An 18,130-nucleotide genomic window follows, 5' to 3' on the forward strand; every position below is an offset into this window, starting at 1 on the left:
AATTGGTATTAGTTACCAATACTTCCTTTAGCTTTATCTACTGCGTCATTACCAGCATCTTTAGCTTTTTCAATAGCATCATCACCAGCTTCCTTTACTTTGTCAACCGCATCGTTTGCAACATCCTTAGCATCGTTAGCCATATCTTCGGCACCTTCTTTTACTGCATCAACAGCATCGTTAGCTGCATCTTTTGCACTGTCAACCGCATCGTTAGCCATTTCAGCTGCGTCATCAACCGCATCGGTTGCAGCGTCTTTAGCATCATTTACAGCATCCGTTGCTGAGTCAGCTGCTTTTTCTACAGCATTTTCAGTTTTTTCTTTTGTTTCTCTACAAGAGTTTAAAGATAGTCCTAGAGCAGCAACTAGTGCTAAACTCATTACAATTCTTTTCATGTTAATAGTTTTAGTGTTAATTGTTATAGTACGAAAATAGCATTTTTAATGAAATTTTAACATTTATAGTGCTATTTATCGATGTTACGATTTTATATACGAATATAATCTAGTATTTGGTTTACGGCACCTTTATTTTCTTTAATGAAATTCTCGTTAATGGTACCCATTGCTTTACGTTTGGACACATTGTTTATCAGTGAAGCCACAATTTTATCAAATTTAATTTTCGAATTTACAGATACTAGACCATTTGAAGCCAGTAGCGCTTTGGCCTCAGGAAACTTTTCATAATTTTTCCCAATTATTATAGGTATGCCAAATACAGCCGGCTCTAGTATATTATGAAGACCAGTCGAGCCCGCTCCACCACCAACGTAAGCTATATCTGCATAACTATAAGCCTTAGACAAATAACCGATAGTGTCTAAAATGAAAATATTATAATCACTAAAATTTTCACTATTCATCTCAGAAAAGGTAATGTATTTGCCTTTCAATTGTGCTTTGTATGAAGCAATGTAATTGGGTTTAATATTATGAGGAGCAATTACATACTTTACATCCTTATCAGAATTGTTATTAATAAAATCAATGTATAATTTATCATCTTCTGGCCAAGTGCTACCAAAAACAAAACATAACTTATCATTAATAAATTGTTCTAGAAAAGGAAGTGAATTATCAACTTTTAGTTGATTTGATACACGGTCGAATCTTGTGTCACCAGAAATGGTAACATTATGATATTCAATTGTTTCTAGGAGTTGTTTTGATTTTTCATCTTGAGTAAAAATATGCTTGAATGCAAATATAGCTTTGCTCATAAATGTACCATACCATTTGAAAAAACTTTGATTTTCTCTAAAAAGTGCTGAAATCAGTATTGCATTAATCTTTCGTTTTTTTATTTCATTGAGAAGATTAGGCCATATTTCATATTTTACAAAAATGACATATGTAGGATTCACCAAATCAAGAAAACGCTTAGCATTCTTATTTGTATCCAGAGGTAAATAGACTACAATATCTGCTATATCTGCATTTTTTCTTATCTCATAGCCAGATGGTGAGAAAAAGCTAAGTACAATTTTAAAGTCTAAATATTTTTCTTTCAAAGCTTCAAATACAGGAAGACCTTGCTCATATTCACCGAGTGAGGCACAGTGAAACCAAAACACATTATCATTTTCATCAATTGCAGATTTAAGGAGATAGAATGTGTCTTTTCTGCCTGCTACTCCTAATTTTAATTTAGGATTAAAAACAGCAAAAATTTTAATAAAAACACCGGCAATATAAATCCCTATGTTATAAAATACTTTCAATTGTTGAAATTTGTGCTAAAATACATTTCTTTCAATTAAATGCATTGGCATAGCAATTACATTTTCGTATTTTCGCTCTAGTTGTAAGCTATTAACGCTTTAAAAGAATTCTTCAGAATGAAAAAAATCCAAATGGTTGACCTTCAGAGTCAATATTCGAAAATTAAAGATGTTGTAGATCCTTCAATTAAAGAAGTAATGGATAGTGCGGCATTTATAAATGGTCCAAAAGTTCATCAGTTTCAGAAAAATCTAGAGGATTATTTAGGTGCCAAACATGTTATTCCATGTGCAAATGGAACAGATGCATTGCAAATTGCTATGATGGGTTTAGAATTAAAGCCAGGAGATGAGGTAATTACCGCAGATTTTACTTTTGCAGCTACAGTAGAAGTAATCGCGTTATTACAACTAACACCTGTATTGGTAGATGTGGATCCTATAACTTTTAATATAGATGTAGATGCTATTAAGAAGGCCATTACACCTAAAACAAAAGCAATTGTACCTGTTCATCTTTTTGGCTTGGCAGCCAATATGGATGAAATTATGGACCTGGCCAAACAACATAATTTATATGTTATTGAAGACAATGCTCAAGGCATTGGTGCCAATTATACAAGTAAAGATGGATCAAAAATAAAGACAGGTGTTATTGGAGATGTGGCATCAACCTCTTTTTTTCCTTCAAAAAATTTGGGTTGTTATGGTGATGGTGGAGCAATATTTACAAATGATAATGATCTAGCACATACTATTAGAGGAATTGTAAATCATGGAATGTATAAACGCTACCATCATGATGTCGTGGGTGTAAATTCTAGATTAGATTCTATTCAAGCTGCAGTGTTAGATGCTAAACTCCCGCATTTAGATACTTACAATGACACACGACGAAATACAGCAAGAAAGTATAATAACGCCTTTAAAGAACATGAGAAAATAACTATTCCATCAGGTAGAAGTGAATGTGATGGGATTTGCAATACTTGTGATTGTCATGTATTTCATCAATACACCTTAAACCTTAAGGATGTGGACAGAGATGCGTTAGTAGCGCACTTAAATGAAAAGAGTATTCCTTGTGGTGTTTATTATCCTATACCCTTACATAATCAGAAAGCCTATACTGATAATCGTTATAATGAAGCAGATTTCACGGTGACCAATGAACTAGTGAAATCTGTGATATCATTACCAATGCATACAGAACTTGATGATGAACAAATTGATTTTATTACCAGTACAGTTTTAAATTTTATAAACTCCAATTCTTAATTAATGAAAGTATTAGTAACGGGTGGTCTAGGTTTTATAGGATCTCACACCGTAGTAGAATTACAAAACAAAGGCTTTGAAGTGGTTATTATTGATAATCTCAGTAACTCCTCAATTGAAGTATTAGATGGTATAACAAAAATCACTAAAAAGAAACCACATTTTGAAAAGCTAGATTTAAAAGATAGGTTAAGTGTTAATCAGTTTTTTAATAAACATAACGACATAGCTGGAGTAATACATTTTGCTGCTAGTAAGGCTGTTGGTGAAAGTGTAAAGGAACCATTAATGTATTATGAAAATAACATTAATACTCTGGTTTACGTGTTACAGCAAATTTGCCAGTTAGAAAGTAAAAATTTTATTTTTAGTTCTTCTTGTACAGTTTATGGGCAGGCAGATGAATTACCTATTACAGAATCTGCTCCTGTTAAACCGGCAGAATCACCGTACGGTAACACCAAACAAATAGGTGAGGAAATCATAAGAGATACATGTAAGGTAAATGAAGATTTAAATGCTATTGCACTAAGATATTTTAATCCAATTGGTGCTCACCCATCATCTGATATTGGGGAATTACCTATTGGAGTGCCTCAAAATTTGGTGCCTTATATTACCCAAACAGCAATTGGTTTAAGAGATCAGCTTTCTGTGTTTGGAGATGATTATCCTACTCCAGATGGTACTTGTATAAGAGATTATATACATGTAGTAGACGTTGCAAAAGCTCATGTCATTGCATTAGAACGTCTTATTGAAAACAAAGGTGACTCAAATTTTGAGGTGTTTAACTTAGGTACTGGCAAAGGGAGTTCTGTTTTAGAAGTCATTCAATCTTTTGAAAAAGTATCAGGCCAAAAACTTAATTATAAGATTGTAGATCGAAGAGAAGGCGATGTTATCGCAGCCTACGCTGACACAACTCACGCTAATGATGTTCTAGGTTGGAAAACAGAATCTACTTTAGATGATGCCATGGCATCTGCCTGGAATTGGGAGAAAAAAATAAGAAATTAATAAATCTAATATGAGAACTTTACTGAACATCTTAGTATTCACATTTACTCTTTCTATAGTGTCGCAAAACACATATTTACACTGTGGTAAACTTATAGACACAGAAACAGGTAAAGTTTTAAATGAAAGAACAATTGTTGTAAAAGGTAATACCATCGTTTCCGTAAATGATGGTTTTGTTACTTCAGAAAATCCTGAGGATGTTATTATTGACTTAAAGTCTAAAACGGTAATGCCAGGATTAATTGATATGCATGTACATATTGAGTCTGAGACAAATCCGAAAAAATATCTTGAAGCTTATACTTTAAATGATGCAGATGTAGCGTTTAATTCAGTAAAATATGCTGAGATAACTTTAATGAATGGTTTCACTACAGTTAGAGATTTGGGAGGTTCTGGTGTAAATGTATCATTACGAAATGCTATAAATGCTAATAAAGTTAATGGACCTCGAATATTTACAGCAGAAAAAGCATTAGCCACAACAGGTGGTCATGCAGATCCAACTAATGGTGCAAAACGGAGTTTAATTGGAAATCCAGGACCAAAGGAAGGTATAGTTAATGGTGTTGAAGATGCTAAAAAAGCCGTGAGACAGCGTTATAAAAATGGTGCAGACTTAATAAAAATCACTGCAACTGGTGGTGTTTTGAGCGTTGCTAAAAGTGGTCAGAATCCTCAATTTACTATAGAAGAAATAAAAACTATTTGTGAAACCGCTAATGATTATGGATTTCATGTTGCGGCACATGCGCATGGTGATGAAGGAATGCAACGCGCTATTTTAGGTGGTGTAAAAACTATAGAGCACGGAACTCTAATGAGTGACGAGACTATGGAGTTAATGAAAAAACACGACGTATATCTGGTGCCTACAATTTCTGCTGGGAAATTTGTAACTGAGAAAGCTCAAATTAAAGGATACTATCCAGATATTATTGTGCCTAAAGCTTTAAATATTGGTCCTAAAATTCAAGATATGTTTGGCAGAGCTTATAAGTCTGGCGTTGGTATTGCATTTGGTACTGATGCAGCAGTATTTTTTCATGGAGATAATGGTAAGGAGTTTGCATATATGGCCGAAGCTGGAATGCCTGCAATAGAAACAATCCAAAGCGCAACTGTTACGAATGCCATGATTTTGAAGATGGAAAATAAATTGGGTCAAATTGAAGAAGGTTTCTTAGCAGATATTATTGCTGTAGATGAAGATCCTACTAAGGATATAACCACAATGGAACGGGTTAGTTTCGTTATGAAGGATGGTATTATTTACAAAAAATAACCTTAAGCTTCTTTTTTCTTTTTATTAAATACACCACTGAATAATAACATAATCATACCTGTTGTTACGGATAAATCTGCAACATTGAAGATTCCCGTTTTAATTGTTTCTGTAATTTTTATAAAGAAAAAATCTGTTACCTGACCATATACAATTCTATCAAAAACATTTGCAATTCCACCACCAACTATGCAACAAAATGCAATTAAACTAGTACGATCTAATTCTTTTGTTTTGACTATGTAATAAATTACATAACCAAGAACAATAGTTGGTAATATTAGAAGAAAAATTAGTTTTAAGGTAGGGTTCATATCACTACCCATACCTAAAAAAGCACCTTTATTTTCTACCCAAATCAGTTGAAAATAGTCTTTAATAACGTCAATCTCTCCGCGAGCTCCTTCTATCATATTAGATCTAACAATTGCTTTTGAGATTTGATCAATTGCTATGTTAAATGCTATAAGTAGGGTAATAAATATGTTTCTATTCAAAATGAATTGTATTAGGCGTTAGAATCTAAACTAGCAGAAGATGTTTCAGCCTCTCTGTGTATTTTCTTTACCAGACCTTGTAATACTTTGCCAGGACCAACTTCAGTAAAATGGGTAGCGCCATCTGCAACCATTTGCTTTACAGATTGTGTCCAACGTACAGGAGCTGTTAATTGACTAATTAAATTTGCCTTTATTTCATTTTCATCAGTAATTGCAGTGGCGGTTACATTCTGATATATTGGGCAATTTGGTGTACTAAAGGTTGTACTTTCTATAGCTGCAGCTAATTCTTCACGAGCAGGTTCCATCATAGGCGAGTGAAAAGCACCACCAACTGGAAGAACTAAAGCACGTCTTGCACCTTCTTCTTTTAAAGACTCACAAGCTTTGTTTATAGCTTCAATTTCTCCAGAAATAACTAATTGACCAGGACAGTTATAATTAGCAGCCACAACTACGCCTTCAGTCATTGCACAAACTTTTTCAACAATATCGTCATCTAATCCCAGTACTGCAGCCATTGTACTCGGTTGTATTTCACAGGCTTTTTGCATGGCTTGTGCACGTTGAGACACTAATTTAAGACCATCTTCAAAAGTTAAGGCACCATTTGCAACGAGTGCAGAGAATTCACCAAGGGAATGTCCTGCAACCATGTCTGGTTTGAAACTTTCTCCAATTGTTTTTGCTAATATTACGGAGTGCAGAAAAATAGCAGGCTGCGTAACCTTTGTTTGTTTGAGGTCTTCTGCAGAGCCTTCAAACATAATATCCGTAATATGAAACCCTAAAATATCATTTGCTTTTTCAAATAACTCTTGTGCTAAAGGAGAGTTTTCATAAAGGTCTAAACCCATTCCCGAAAACTGTGCGCCCTGACCTGGAAATATATATGCGTTCATGTTGATCTAATTTTTAAGTGATGCAAAAATAGGAATATTTATTTTCTCAAATATGTAACAAATGAAAATGCATGTTTATGTTTTTCATCTGCATCATGGACAGTTCTACTCACTTCATTCCACATGGATTTATCAATTTCAGGGAAAAACGTATCTGCATCATCAAAAGTGGCATGAACCCTTGTAATTTCGAGCTTGTCAGCAATACCTATAGATTGTTTGTATATTTCGCCTCCGCCAATAATAAATGGTTGGTCATCTTTTTTTGAGGCATCAATTGCATCTTCTAAGCTATTGACTATGATGATGCCATCAGGTGCATTATAATTTTCTTGTCTTGTAATAACAATATGAGTGCGATTAGGAAGAGGTTTCTGAAAACTTTCAAAAGTCTTTCGTCCCATAATTATGTGATGACCATTAGTTAATTTTTTAAAGCGTTTAAGGTCATCGCTTAAATGCCAAATAAGATCATTGTCTTTGCCAATGGCATTGTTTTCTCCTACCGCAACTATTACAGTTAATACTCTAGTCTTTTTTTTTTCTGAAATCTCAGTTGGTGATTGGGCTTCGTTATAAGCCTGTGATTGAGCTATTTTTGATTCTTCTTTTAGAAAATCTTTTTTAAGAGCATCAATACGTGTTTGTTGTTGGTTTACTAATTTATCTAACTGCATTTTCTCCCAATCTTTACCCATAAACTTATTGGTAATAAACACATTAATGAAATGATATATAAATAGGAATAACCAAGCTAATATGGCATACACAAACCAATTTACACCAGCGATGGTAAAATCTTTACCAATTCCTAATACGGTATTAGCAATAATTAAGAAAACGGCGCCAATTAAAAATATTACGAAATGGATGTAAAGACGCTTTTTTTGCCTTATCCGCTTTTGCGCATATTCTATGATTTCTAATTGTTCTTTATCTATAGAAGAAACTTGTTTTTTCTTACCAAACATAATTGTAATTTGAAGAGATAAAGATACCTATTTTTCACTAAAACGTTATAGTATTCTGAAGACTTTAGAATCATTGGTTTTTCGCAAACGATATAGTTGATAATCAGGGTTTAAAGGTTGGAAAAGGGATTGAGAATCTCTCAAAATTTGTCTTATAAAAATAGATACTTTATCGAAAAGTTATGGCTATTTTGTCAAAATGATAATTCTTTAATTTTAAGAGATTTAAATTATTATTAGTGATTTTTTCTTTAATACTTTTGAGCCATAATTAAATCTATCTATTATGGCAATTAAAAAGCAGTATTTAAAAAGCAAGCCAGTATGTAAGGTTACATTTTCTGTGCCTGCGGAAGAAGCAAAAAAAGTAGCAGTTGTTGGAACATTCAATGAATGGAACGAAAAGAAAGCTGTCAAACTTAAGAAATTAAAAAGCGGAACCTTTAAAGGAACTGTTGATTTAGAAAAAGACAATTCTTATGAATTTAGATACCTTGTTGATGGTACTTATATCAATGATGACCAAGCAGATGCTTATGCATGGAGTGACTATGCAGGAGCTGAGAACGGTGTTCTAAATGTATAATTAGTCGATTTACAAAGCATAAAAAGCGTCTCATATTTGAGACGCTTTTTTTATTAAAAGTAAGTAATGTCTATACAGCAACAACGCCTTTAATATGAGGATGTGGGTTGTAATCTACAAGTGTGAAATCTTCAAATTTAAAATCAAAAATATTCTTAATTTCAGGATTTAAAATCATTTTTGGTAAGGGTCTAATATCTCTAGAAAGTTGCAGTTCTAATTGTTCTAAATGGTTGTTGTAAATATGTGCATCACCAAACGTATGGATAAAATCTCCAGGTTGAAATCCACATACCTGTGCCATCATCATGGTAAATAACGCATAAGAGGCGATATTGAAAGGTACTCCTAAAAATATATCGGCACTTCTTTGATATAACTGGCAAGACAATTTGCCGTCAGCCACATAAAATTGAAAAAAAGCATGGCATGGAGGCAAAGCCGCTTTGCCATTGGCAACATTTTCGGAGAATGACTTTGACGTGTCTGGCAAAACTGAAGGGTTCCAAGCAGAAACTAGCATTCTACGACTATCTGGATTCTTCTTTAACCCATTAATCACTGCTTTAATCTGGTCAATATCTTCACTGGCCCAATTGCGCCATTGATGGCCGTAAACAGGACCAAGATCACCATTTTCATCTGCCCACTCATTCCAAATTCTAACACCGTTTTCGTTAAGATACTCAATATTAGTATCTCCTTTTAAAAACCAGAGCAACTCATATATAATAGATTTAAGGTGTAACTTTTTTGTTGTCACCATTGGAAAACCCTCACTTAAATCAAATCGCATTTGATAGCCAAAAACACTTTTTGTACCAGTGCCTGTTCTATCACTTTTTTCGTTTCCGTGTTCTAATACATGTTTTACTAAGTCGTGGTATTGTTTCATAAGCGTAATATTTCCAGTCCTATTTGATTGGAATTTTTAGAAAATTATTCGGGAACGAATTTAAGTAAAAACTCAAAAATTAATGACCAAAGATGTGACTCAGATATAAAAAGTTATTAACGCCTTTTGATAGATATAATGATAAATGGCGATTATATTTTATCCAATAATCATACCCGCTATTGTAGCGGATAAAAGCGAAGCTAAAGTACCTCCGATTAGAGCCTTTATTCCAAACTCTGATAAGGTCTTTCGTTGGCCTGGTGCTAATGAGCCTATACCCCCAATTTGAATTCCGATGGAGGCGAAATTGGCAAAACCACATAACATATATGTGGCCATAATGATAGATTTCTGATATTTCAAATGAAGAAATTGTGTAGGGTCTTTTAATTCAGCCAATTGAATATATCCCACAAATTCACTAGCTGCTAATTTGATGCCTAAGAGTTGTCCCATTAGTGCAATATCCTCTTTAGCAACTCCAATTAGCCACATCAAAGGTGCAAACGTATAGCCAAGAATAAATTCAAGAGAAAATTCAGTATACGTTGTATTATTTGCAATCCAACCATTTAAATTTGTGATATCTCCGGCCCAACCTAGAATGCCATTTATCATTGCAATAAATGCCAAGAATACAAGTAGCATAGCTCCAACATTGACTGCAAGTTTAAGTCCTTCAGTTGTACCATTGGCAATGGCATCTAAAATATTAGAGCCAATTTTATCTTGTGTTATTTTAATTTCAGAATTAATTTTTTCTTGTTGAGGATATAAAATCTTAGAAATAACAATTGCTCCAGGTGCAGCCATTACTGAGGCTGTTAATAGGTGTTTGGCATAAAATAATCTCAATGCTTCATCAGATCCGCCTAAAAAACCTATATATGCTGCAAGTACACCACCAGCTACTGTAGCCATACCACCAATCATAACCAACAGTATTTCTGATTTGGTCATTTTTTCTAAATAAGCCTTTATCATTAATGGCGACTCTGTTTGGCCTAAAAAGATATTACCAGCAACACTTAAACTCTCTGCACCAGAAATCTGCAATAATTTGGTTAGTAACCATGCCATACCTTTTACTACCTTCTGAATAATTCCTAGATAAAATAGCACTGATGTTAAAGCAGAGAAAAATATAATTGTTGGTAAAATGGAAATGGCAAAAGTCATTAGGGAATCTGCAATTTCATTGGTACTGAAAGCTGCGAATAGAAACTTTGTGCCTGACATGGTGAAGTCCAAAACACTTATAAATAGTCCACCAACCCATTCAAATGCTGACTGAATAAATGGTACCTTTAAAACTCCAATTGCTAAAATCAATTGAGATAGTAAACCAAAACCTACCGTTCGCCAATTAATAGCTTTCCTGTTTTTACTTAATAGAAAGGCAATTAACAATAAAACAAGCATACCTAATGCACCACGCATTAAACTATTAGCAGAGAAGCCTTGACTTGGAATAATATCACTTATAATTGCCTTTTTTTGTAAAAATGGTTTGTAACTATAAGCAATATTGTTTTCTGTAAAAACAAGAGTAGAATCTGTTAATTCCTTAATTCTATAATGTCTTATGGTATCTTTAGGTGACGAATAATAGAGAACTAAAACATTGTTTTGGTGCAAATAATCACCAGTTGCTTTTAAATTGTTTTTTGCCTTTAGCGAATAACTAAATTTACCAGAGTTAAATCGTAGTGTATCAGATTTAATTATTTCGAATAGGTCTTGTCCTGAAGTATCTTTTATGGATTCAAATTGCCAGTTTTTTTCAAGCTCTTGTGCCGTTATTATTGATAGTGCAATAAAAAAAGCTAATAAGGCTTTGAAAAAATTTGTCATTGAAGTTTTTGATTAGTTAGCGCTTAGAAATCTCATCTCGTATTTTGGCGGCTTTTTCATAATCTTCGTTTTTGACAGCATCTTCAAGAAGTTTTTTAAGATCATCTAACGATTTATCCTTATATCCTTCCTGTTCTACCACCGCAGTCTCAATTTCCTCTGCTATTATATCGTCAACCAAAATACTATCCTGTTCTTCATCCTCTTTTTTAGGATTAACTTTTAGGTAGATACCTGCTTTATCCAAGATGTTTTTATATGTAAAAATTGGTGCTTGAAATCTAAGTGCTAATGCAATGGCATCGCTAGTTCTGGCATCAATAATTTCTTCAATTTTATCTCGTTCACAAATCAGACTAGAATAAAATACACCATCTACTAATTTGTGGATTATTACTTGCTTTACAACAATGTCAAATCTATCAGCAAAATTTTTGAATAAATCGTGTGTAAGTGGGCGAGGTGGCCTAATTTCTTTTTCTAAAGCAATTGCTATAGATTGAGCTTCAAACGCCCCAATTACAATAGGAAGCTTTCTATCACCATCAACCTCATTAAGGATTAAGGCATAAGCGCCATTTTGAGTTTGGCTATAAGAAATTCCTTTGATATTTAATCGAACTAAGCTCATAAAATGTAAAACACAAAGAACTGTTTAAATTTGGACTTTACCAACTGTAATTAACAGTTTTGGTTATTTTTCACTGAACTATCGATAAAATGAATGTATCAGTGAATTTCCAAATTTAAACAGCCCTATTGATTATACAAGTTAATAAATTTATGCGTTTTGCGCTTTAAAAGCTTTTAATTTTTCTGTTAATTTTGGTACTACTTCAAACGCATCTCCTACAATACCGTAGTCTGCTGCTTTAAAGAATGGAGCTTCAGGATCTGTATTAATTACTACTTTCACTTTAGAGGAGTTTATACCAGCTAAATGTTGAATTGCACCAGAAATTCCAATTGCGATATATAAATTAGAAGCTACAGGTTTTCCTGTTTGTCCTACGTGTTCACTATGTGGTCTCCAACCTAAATCAGATACTGGTTTAGAACATGCTGTTGCAGCGCCTAAAACCTCAGCTAAATCCTCAATTAATGCCCAATTTTCAGGTCCTTTTAATCCTCTACCTCCAGAAACTACCACTTCTGCATCTGCAATACTTACTTTATCGGTTGCCTTATCTACAGACTCTACTGAAACACCAGAGTCTGGTAGGGATGGTGTAAAGTTTTCTACTGTAGCGCTACCACCAGATTCTACTAAACCAAATGAGTTATTAGACAGACCTATAAGTTTTGTTTCTGTATTAATTTCTGTATTAGCAAATGCTTTGTTTGTAAAGGCTGTTCTTTTTACTGTAAAAGGTGAAACACTAGAAGGTGCCTCAATTACATTTGATACATAGCCTGCATCTAATCCAACTGCTAATAGGGGAGCTAAATATTTACTATCTGCACTAGAACCCACAACTACCACCTTAGCCTCTTCTTGTTTAGTTGCTTGCTCAATAACTGAAGCAAATTTTTTGGCATTAAATATATTTAAGCTGTCATCATTAACAGATAAAATTTTTGACGCACCATAATTACCTAAGCTATCTGTGTTATCTGCGTTAATTGCAACCGCAGTCACGGAAGTACCCATTTGGTCTGCAATAGCCTTTGCATAAGAAACAACTTCGAAAGCTGCTTTCTTAAATTTTCCTTTTTCTGATTCTGTATATACTATAACTGACATATCTGTTTTTTTTAAATCACTTTAGCTTCGTTGTGAAGTAAGTTTACTAATTCATCTACATTATCTGCATCCACTAATTTTACCGCTCCTTTTGGTGCTGGTTTTTCAAAACTGGTAGCATTTGTTCCGTCGCTTGTCTCTATTGGATCTAAAACATTTAAAGGTTTTTTTCTAGCCATCATAATACCTCTCATATTTGGTATTCTAAGATCACTTTCTTCAACTAATCCTTTTTGCCCACCAATAACTAAAGGAAGTGATGTTGAAACTGTTTCTTTACCACCATCAATTTCTCTGATGGCTTTGGCATTAGAACCATCAATTTCTAACCCAATACAATTTGCTACAAAATTTGCTTCTGTCATTGATGCCAGCATTCCTGGAACCATTCCTCCATTATAATCGATAGACTCACGCCCAGCAATTACTAGATCGTATGCGCCATCAGTTACTACTTTGGCTAATTGTTTAGCCACTGCAAAACCATCAGTAGCTTCAGTATTTATTCTAATAGCAGTGTCGGCACCAATTGCTAATGCCTTTCTTAATGTAGGTTCTGTTTCTGCTCCTCCAACATTGACAACATCAACACTTGCTCCTTGTTTTTCCTTAAACCACATGGCACGTGTTAATCCAAATTCATCATTGGGATTTATGACAAACTGAACACCGTTGGTGTCAAATTTGGTTTCACCATCCGTGAAATTAATCTTTGATGTTGTATCAGGTACGTGACTAATACACACTAAAATCTTCATATTTATATATTATTTAGGTTCTATTATTGATTTAAAGCATTACGATAACGTTATCGTAAATACTCGAAAAAAATTTATTTTTTGCAATAAATTAGGGCAATCTATACCGTAGATTATTGAGGTAGCGAAGATAAATATTTTATTTCGAATATTTACTATGCGTGCATAATAAATTTTAAAGAAATTTGACCAATATAGTTTTTCATTTATTCCTATTTTTGCTACTCGATTAAAAAATAGATAATGAAGACAATTCAATTTAGAGAAGCTATATGTGAGGCAATGAGCGAAGAAATGCGTCGCGATGAAAGCATTTATCTAATGGGTGAGGAAGTGGCAGAGTATAATGGTGCTTACAAAGCGTCTAAAGGTATGCTAGATGAGTTTGGACCAAAACGAGTTATAGATACACCTATCGCTGAATTAGGATTTGCTGGTATAGCAATAGGTTCTACGATGACAGGAAATAGACCTATCGTAGAATATATGACCTTTAACTTCTCCTTAGTTGGAATTGATCAAATTATTAATAATGCTGCAAAGATTAGACAGATGTCGGGTGGTCAGTTTAAATGTCCGATTGTTTTTAGAGGTCCTACTGCATCTGCAGGTCAGTTAGCGGCAACTCACTCTCAAGCTTTTGAAAGCTGGTTTGCTAACACTCCAGGACTAAAAGTTATTGTACCTTCTAATCCTTATGATGCTAAAGGCTTATTAAAATCGGCAATTCGTGATGACGATCCTGTTATTTTTATGGAAAGTGAGCAGATGTATGGAGATAAGGGTGAAGTACCAGAAGGAGAATATACTATACCAATTGGTGTTGCAGAACTAAAGCGCGAAGGTACCGATGTTACAATAGTGTCATTTGGTAAAATTATCAAGGAAGCTTACAAAGCAGCGGATATTCTTGCAGAAGAAGGAATAAGTTGTGAGATTATAGATTTACGAACCGTTAGACCATTGGATAGAAAAGCCATCTTGGAATCTGTAAAGAAAACTAATCGTCTAGTAATATTAGAAGAGGCTTGGCCTTTTGGTAATGTCGCAACTGAAATTACTTATTTGGTTCAGTCTGAAGCATTTGATTATTTGGATGCACCAATTGTAAAAATTAATACTGCTGATACACCAGCACCTTATTCACCTGTACTATTAGCAGAATGGTTACCCAACAGTGACGAAGTTGTTAAAGCAGTGAAAAAAGTGATGTATAAATAAATAATGCGCAGTTTTTTGCGTTAAATAGACTTCATTAATAACCACAAAGACCTTGAAATTTTGGTTGTCAATGAAGTTTATTTTTTTAATATGAGGATAAAACTACTTTTATTTTTATTTGCCCTATCATCTATTTGTGCATTAGCCCAAACAAAGGTGAGCGGTTATGTGTTTGATGAATTTAATGAACCCATTGCATATGCGAATATCCTCTTCAAAGGATCTACAGAAGGGACAACTTCTAATGAAAACGGGAGATTTTATCTTGAGTCTGATGAAAAATGGGATACACTGGTAGTCTCTTTTATTGGTTATGAATTGCTAGAAATACCACTTACAAAGCCTGTTAATTTTGATTTAAAATTTGTACTAAAAGAAGAGGCGTCGTCGTTAGATGAAGTTGTTATTATAACAGGTAAGCAATCCAAGAAAGCTTCAGAGAATCCCGCAATTAAATTACTTCAGAAAATTTGGGATCGAAAACGTCAAAACGGTTTAAATCAGTTTAAACAATATGAATACGATCAATACGAGAAAGTAGAATTTGATCTTAATACAATTGATAGTTCATTAATTAAAAGCAAGCTTTTTAGAGGTATGGAATTTGTTTTTGAAGAAGTGGACACTTCTAGTGTAACGGGTAAGACGTATCTTCCAATTTTTTTAAATGAGTCTGTAAAAAGAGTTTCTGGTGATAATATATTAAACAAGGAACGTCAAGATTTAGTAGGAAACAAAAACAGTGGATTTAGTAATAATCAAGTGATTATTGATTTCATTGATGACTTGTATTCAGAGTATAACGTATATGATAATTATATTAAGTTTTTTGATAAAAGCTTTGTTAGTCCATTAGGTAAGTCTGGAGTTCAAACTTATAATTATATTCTTTCGGATAGTGCATTTATAGATAACAAATGGTGCTATAATATTATTTATTACCCAAGACGAAAAAATGAATTGACCTTTAAAGGAGATTTTTGGGTAAATGATTCAACCTATGCTATTAAGGAAATTAATATGCAAGCATCAAAAAGTGCTAATATAAATTGGGTTAAGGAAATCTATATTGAACAAGAGTTTGAGGTATTGAACGACTCAGTATTTTTAATAAAACGAGACTATTTTTTATCTGATTTTGCATTCAATAAGAAGGAGAAATCACGTGGAGTATATGGTAAGCGCACAACCTTATATGATAACTATAAATTTAATGAGCGAAAGGACCCTAAGTATTATGACAAGGTAGTTTATAATTACGATGCCGATGTTTATAATAGAAATGATGATTTTTGGGAACAAAACAGGTTAGAAGTTCTTAATAAAGATGAAGAGGGTGTCTATACTATGTTAGATACGTTAAAGACAGTAAAGAAATTTAAACGACTTTATAACTTGGGTAGTATTCTTGCGTCAGGTTATGTAGAGTTTCCAAGCATTAATTTCGATTATGGACCAATATTCTCAACCTTTGGTTTTAATGATGTTGAAGGGTTGCGAATAAGAACCGGTGGTAGAACTTATTTTGGGCCTAACGATATGTGGAGACTTGAAGGTTTTGTTGCTTACGGATTTAGAGACAATAAATTTAAACATGGTATTTCTGGCAAATGGTTGTTAGATAAAAAAAGTAGACTTACCTTATTTGGTGGACATCGAAGAGATATTGAACAAATCGGTGCTAGTTTAACAAGTTCAACGGATGTTTTGGGAAGAAGTTTAGCGTCTAATGCTGTATTTACCGCTGGAGCGAATGACAAACTTTCAAATATTAATCTCACGAATTTTGGAGTGGCAATTGAACCGGTCAGGAATTTAGAGATTAGATGGGATGGAAGTTTCAGGAAGATTAGTAGTGCGTCTCCAACATTTAGTTTGGATTTTAATGATCCAACCTCTGCAACAGGTATCAGTTCAGAAGTTAGACAATTTGAAAGTAGGTTTTCTTTAGGGTATTTCCCAAAACGTCAAATGACTGGTTTTGGGGTAGAGCGAAAGTATAAGAATGACAATTTTGCACAATTGTTTGCCCAAGTAACTAGAGGGGATAAGGATTGGTTTAAAGGTGATTTTGATTATACTAAACTACAGTTCTCTTATATACAACCATGGCAAATAGGAGGATTTGGTAGATTGGTTAGTTCAGTTGAGATAGGTAAAACTTTTGGTGAAGTGCCTTTAGCATTGCTTAGTGTGGTTCCTGGGAATCAAACTTATTTTTCAATTTATAATACTTTCCCGCAACTAGATTTTTACGAGTTTGTCACTGATACTTATTCCTCATTGCATTTAGAACATAACTTTAATGGACGGTTATTCTCAAGAATTCCTTTCTTAAAAAAATACAATCTTCGCGCTATTGTTGCCTTAAGAGGTGTTTGGGGTGAGTTGTCTGATGAAAATAGAGCCTTAAGTACAACTGGTAATCCTTTAGAATTTCCATTAATTGCACCAGATTCTGAAGTCTACTATGAATACAGTTTCGGTGTAGCTAATATTTTCAAGGTTCTGCGGATAGACTTCAATTTTAGAGGAAATTATCTCGATAATCCAGATGCAAGACGCTTCGGTGTAACAGGAAGTTTTGGTTTTTATTTCTAGCCCTATCCAAATCGACTACAAGAAAAGTTGATCATTTTATTATTACTCATAACCTTTTACTAGGTATAACCTTTGCTATGTTGTAACTTTGCCGCCCTAAAAATGAATCAATTGTCCCCAAAAAGGGTTAACCTAAATAATATTAAATGAAAGAAAAGAAGAAAATAACTTTTGATGTATTAATTGAAATACCAAAAGGAAGTAGAAATAAGTACGAATATGATTTTACGCTAAACAAAATAAGGTTTGACAGAACCTTGTTCTCATCTATGATGTATCCTGGTGATTATGGTTTTGTACCTGAAACTTTGGCTTTAGATCAAGATCCGCTGGATGTGTTAGTACTTTCAACAGAACCATCCTACCCTATGGTAGTAATGGAAGTTAGACCTATTGGTGTATTTCATATGACAGATGAAAAAGGTCCTGATGAAAAAATTATTTGTGTACCGGTTTCCGATCCAGTTTGGAGTAAGCGTTCAGATATCAATGATTTAAATCCACATAGATTAAAAGAAATTGAGCATTTCTTTCAGGTTTATAAGGATTTGGAAAAGAAAAAAGTTGATGTTGGCGGTTGGGGAAATGCAGAAGAAGCGAGGAAAATTTATCTACAATGTGTAGAGCGTTATGAAGAAAGCGAGCACAAAAAGAAAAGAACATTTACAATATAATTGCATTATTGTAAATTTTCAGCATATACAATGAGCTATCTTTAATTAAAGGTAGCTTTTTTTATCAGGTATATTTTTCTATTTTTGGCAGCATTAAAAAATTAGTAAC

General features: G+C 33.6%; 17 protein-coding genes. 7 read left to right on the forward strand and 10 right to left on the reverse strand.

Translation table 11 applies throughout. The annotated features are described in order from the left end of the window. Positions 1-8: 8 nt before the first annotated feature. Both ACFWV9_RS13545 and ACFWV9_RS13550 read right to left on the reverse strand, forming a co-directional pair. Entirely contained in the window at positions 9-398 is a 390-nt protein-coding gene (locus tag ACFWV9_RS13545) for a hypothetical protein (RefSeq protein WP_411895767.1), read from the reverse strand. Positions 399-490: 92 nt separating this feature from the next. Beyond that, positions 491-1,726, reverse strand: a complete 1,236-nt coding sequence (locus tag ACFWV9_RS13550; protein WP_411895768.1) for a 3-deoxy-D-manno-octulosonic acid transferase — start codon at positions 1,724-1,726, stop codon at positions 491-493. Between the two features lie 117 nt (positions 1,727-1,843). Between ACFWV9_RS13550 and ACFWV9_RS13555 the strand changes: the two genes are divergently transcribed. The 3 genes from ACFWV9_RS13555 to ACFWV9_RS13565 are packed head-to-tail and all read left to right on the forward strand — an operon-like array spanning position 1,844 to position 5,312. After that, on the forward strand, positions 1,844-3,004 hold the full coding sequence (locus tag ACFWV9_RS13555) for a DegT/DnrJ/EryC1/StrS family aminotransferase (protein WP_411895769.1): 1,161 nt from the start codon (positions 1,844-1,846) through the stop codon (positions 3,002-3,004). 3 nt (positions 3,005-3,007) lie between these two features. Next, positions 3,008-4,024: a UDP-glucose 4-epimerase GalE gene (gene galE / locus ACFWV9_RS13560; protein WP_411895770.1), complete on the forward strand. Its 1,017-nt coding sequence runs from the start codon at positions 3,008-3,010 to the stop codon at positions 4,022-4,024. 10 nt (positions 4,025-4,034) lie between these two features. Further along, positions 4,035-5,312, forward strand: coding sequence for an amidohydrolase family protein (locus ACFWV9_RS13565; protein ID WP_411895771.1), 1,278 nt, complete (start codon positions 4,035-4,037; stop codon positions 5,310-5,312). Between the two features lie 2 nt (positions 5,313-5,314). On the opposite strand, the gene lspA is transcribed toward ACFWV9_RS13565, so the two are convergent. The 3 genes from lspA to ACFWV9_RS13580 are packed head-to-tail and all read right to left on the reverse strand — an operon-like array spanning position 5,315 to position 7,685. Next, positions 5,315-5,809, reverse strand: a complete 495-nt coding sequence (lspA, locus tag ACFWV9_RS13570; RefSeq protein WP_411895772.1) for a signal peptidase II — start codon at positions 5,807-5,809, stop codon at positions 5,315-5,317. 11 nt (positions 5,810-5,820) lie between these two features. Next, the gene (gene fabD / locus ACFWV9_RS13575; protein ID WP_411895773.1) at positions 5,821-6,714 is read right to left on the reverse strand and encodes an ACP S-malonyltransferase; all 894 of its coding nucleotides are present in this window, start codon (positions 6,712-6,714) and stop codon (positions 5,821-5,823) included. Between the two features lie 38 nt (positions 6,715-6,752). Then, positions 6,753-7,685, reverse strand: coding sequence for a dihydrofolate reductase (locus ACFWV9_RS13580; protein WP_411895774.1), 933 nt, complete (start codon positions 7,683-7,685; stop codon positions 6,753-6,755). A gap of 286 nt (positions 7,686-7,971) precedes the next feature. Here ACFWV9_RS13580 and ACFWV9_RS13585 point away from each other — a divergent pair, with 286 nt between their 5' ends. Then, the gene (locus ACFWV9_RS13585; RefSeq protein WP_411895775.1) at positions 7,972-8,271 is read left to right on the forward strand and encodes an isoamylase early set domain-containing protein; all 300 of its coding nucleotides are present in this window, start codon (positions 7,972-7,974) and stop codon (positions 8,269-8,271) included. 70 nt (positions 8,272-8,341) lie between these two features. On the opposite strand, the gene ACFWV9_RS13590 is transcribed toward ACFWV9_RS13585, so the two are convergent. From ACFWV9_RS13590 to ACFWV9_RS13610, 5 genes are all read right to left on the reverse strand, one after another. Next, a complete protein-coding gene (locus ACFWV9_RS13590) occupies positions 8,342-9,166 on the reverse strand; it encodes a thymidylate synthase (RefSeq protein WP_411895776.1) in 825 nt (274 codons plus the stop codon). A gap of 159 nt (positions 9,167-9,325) precedes the next feature. Then, the gene (locus tag ACFWV9_RS13595) at positions 9,326-11,023 is read right to left on the reverse strand and encodes a nucleoside transporter C-terminal domain-containing protein (protein ID WP_411895777.1); all 1,698 of its coding nucleotides are present in this window, start codon (positions 11,021-11,023) and stop codon (positions 9,326-9,328) included. Between the two features lie 16 nt (positions 11,024-11,039). Beyond that, positions 11,040-11,654 (reverse strand): bifunctional nuclease domain-containing protein, encoded by a 615-nt coding sequence (locus ACFWV9_RS13600; protein WP_411895778.1) that lies wholly within the window; start codon positions 11,652-11,654, stop codon positions 11,040-11,042. Between the two features lie 150 nt (positions 11,655-11,804). Beyond that, entirely contained in the window at positions 11,805-12,767 is a 963-nt protein-coding gene (locus tag ACFWV9_RS13605) for an electron transfer flavoprotein subunit alpha/FixB family protein (protein WP_411895779.1), read from the reverse strand. Positions 12,768-12,778: 11 nt separating this feature from the next. Next, positions 12,779-13,525, reverse strand: coding sequence for an electron transfer flavoprotein subunit beta/FixA family protein (locus tag ACFWV9_RS13610; protein WP_411895780.1), 747 nt, complete (start codon positions 13,523-13,525; stop codon positions 12,779-12,781). A 243-nt stretch (positions 13,526-13,768) separates the two neighbouring features. Between ACFWV9_RS13610 and ACFWV9_RS13615 the strand changes: the two genes are divergently transcribed. The 3 genes from ACFWV9_RS13615 to ACFWV9_RS13625 all read left to right on the forward strand — a co-directional run bounded on the left by ACFWV9_RS13615 (position 13,769) and on the right by ACFWV9_RS13625 (position 18,021). Next, the gene (locus ACFWV9_RS13615) at positions 13,769-14,746 is read left to right on the forward strand and encodes a pyruvate dehydrogenase complex E1 component subunit beta (protein ID WP_411895781.1); all 978 of its coding nucleotides are present in this window, start codon (positions 13,769-13,771) and stop codon (positions 14,744-14,746) included. Between the two features lie 90 nt (positions 14,747-14,836). Further along, positions 14,837-17,347, forward strand: a complete 2,511-nt coding sequence (locus ACFWV9_RS13620) for a DUF5686 family protein (RefSeq protein ID WP_411895782.1) — start codon at positions 14,837-14,839, stop codon at positions 17,345-17,347. Between the two features lie 146 nt (positions 17,348-17,493). Then, the gene (locus ACFWV9_RS13625; protein ID WP_411895783.1) at positions 17,494-18,021 is read left to right on the forward strand and encodes an inorganic diphosphatase; all 528 of its coding nucleotides are present in this window, start codon (positions 17,494-17,496) and stop codon (positions 18,019-18,021) included. Positions 18,022-18,130: the final 109 nt, after the last annotated feature.

It is taken from the genome of Winogradskyella sp. A2 (assembly GCF_046762865.1).
Taxonomy (GTDB): domain Bacteria; phylum Bacteroidota; class Bacteroidia; order Flavobacteriales; family Flavobacteriaceae; genus Winogradskyella.

Bases quoted from the DNA above. Each gene is read 5' to 3' on its own strand.
- ACFWV9_RS13545 (WP_411895767.1), bottom strand. From the start codon at position 398: ATGAAAAGAATTGTAATGAGTTTAGCACTAGTTGCTGCTCTAGGACTA.
- ACFWV9_RS13555 (WP_411895769.1), top strand. From the start codon at position 1,844: ATGAAAAAAATCCAAATGGTTGACCTTCAGAGTCAATATTCGAAAATT.
- galE (WP_411895770.1), top strand. From the start codon at position 3,008: ATGAAAGTATTAGTAACGGGTGGTCTAGGTTTTATAGGATCTCACACC.
- ACFWV9_RS13565 (WP_411895771.1), top strand. From the start codon at position 4,035: ATGAGAACTTTACTGAACATCTTAGTATTCACATTTACTCTTTCTATA.
- fabD (WP_411895773.1), bottom strand. From the start codon at position 6,714: ATGAACGCATATATATTTCCAGGTCAGGGCGCACAGTTTTCGGGAATG.
- ACFWV9_RS13580 (WP_411895774.1), bottom strand. From the start codon at position 7,685: ATGTTTGGTAAGAAAAAACAAGTTTCTTCTATAGATAAAGAACAATTA.
- ACFWV9_RS13585 (WP_411895775.1), top strand. From the start codon at position 7,972: ATGGCAATTAAAAAGCAGTATTTAAAAAGCAAGCCAGTATGTAAGGTT.
- ACFWV9_RS13590 (WP_411895776.1), bottom strand. From the start codon at position 9,166: ATGAAACAATACCACGACTTAGTAAAACATGTATTAGAACACGGAAAC.
- ACFWV9_RS13595 (WP_411895777.1), bottom strand. From the start codon at position 11,023: ATGACAAATTTTTTCAAAGCCTTATTAGCTTTTTTTATTGCACTATCA.
- ACFWV9_RS13600 (WP_411895778.1), bottom strand. From the start codon at position 11,654: ATGAGCTTAGTTCGATTAAATATCAAAGGAATTTCTTATAGCCAAACT.
- ACFWV9_RS13605 (WP_411895779.1), bottom strand. From the start codon at position 12,767: ATGTCAGTTATAGTATATACAGAATCAGAAAAAGGAAAATTTAAGAAA.
- ACFWV9_RS13610 (WP_411895780.1), bottom strand. From the start codon at position 13,525: ATGAAGATTTTAGTGTGTATTAGTCACGTACCTGATACAACATCAAAG.
- ACFWV9_RS13615 (WP_411895781.1), top strand. From the start codon at position 13,769: ATGAAGACAATTCAATTTAGAGAAGCTATATGTGAGGCAATGAGCGAA.
- ACFWV9_RS13620 (WP_411895782.1), top strand. From the start codon at position 14,837: ATGAGGATAAAACTACTTTTATTTTTATTTGCCCTATCATCTATTTGT.
- ACFWV9_RS13625 (WP_411895783.1), top strand. From the start codon at position 17,494: ATGAAAGAAAAGAAGAAAATAACTTTTGATGTATTAATTGAAATACCA.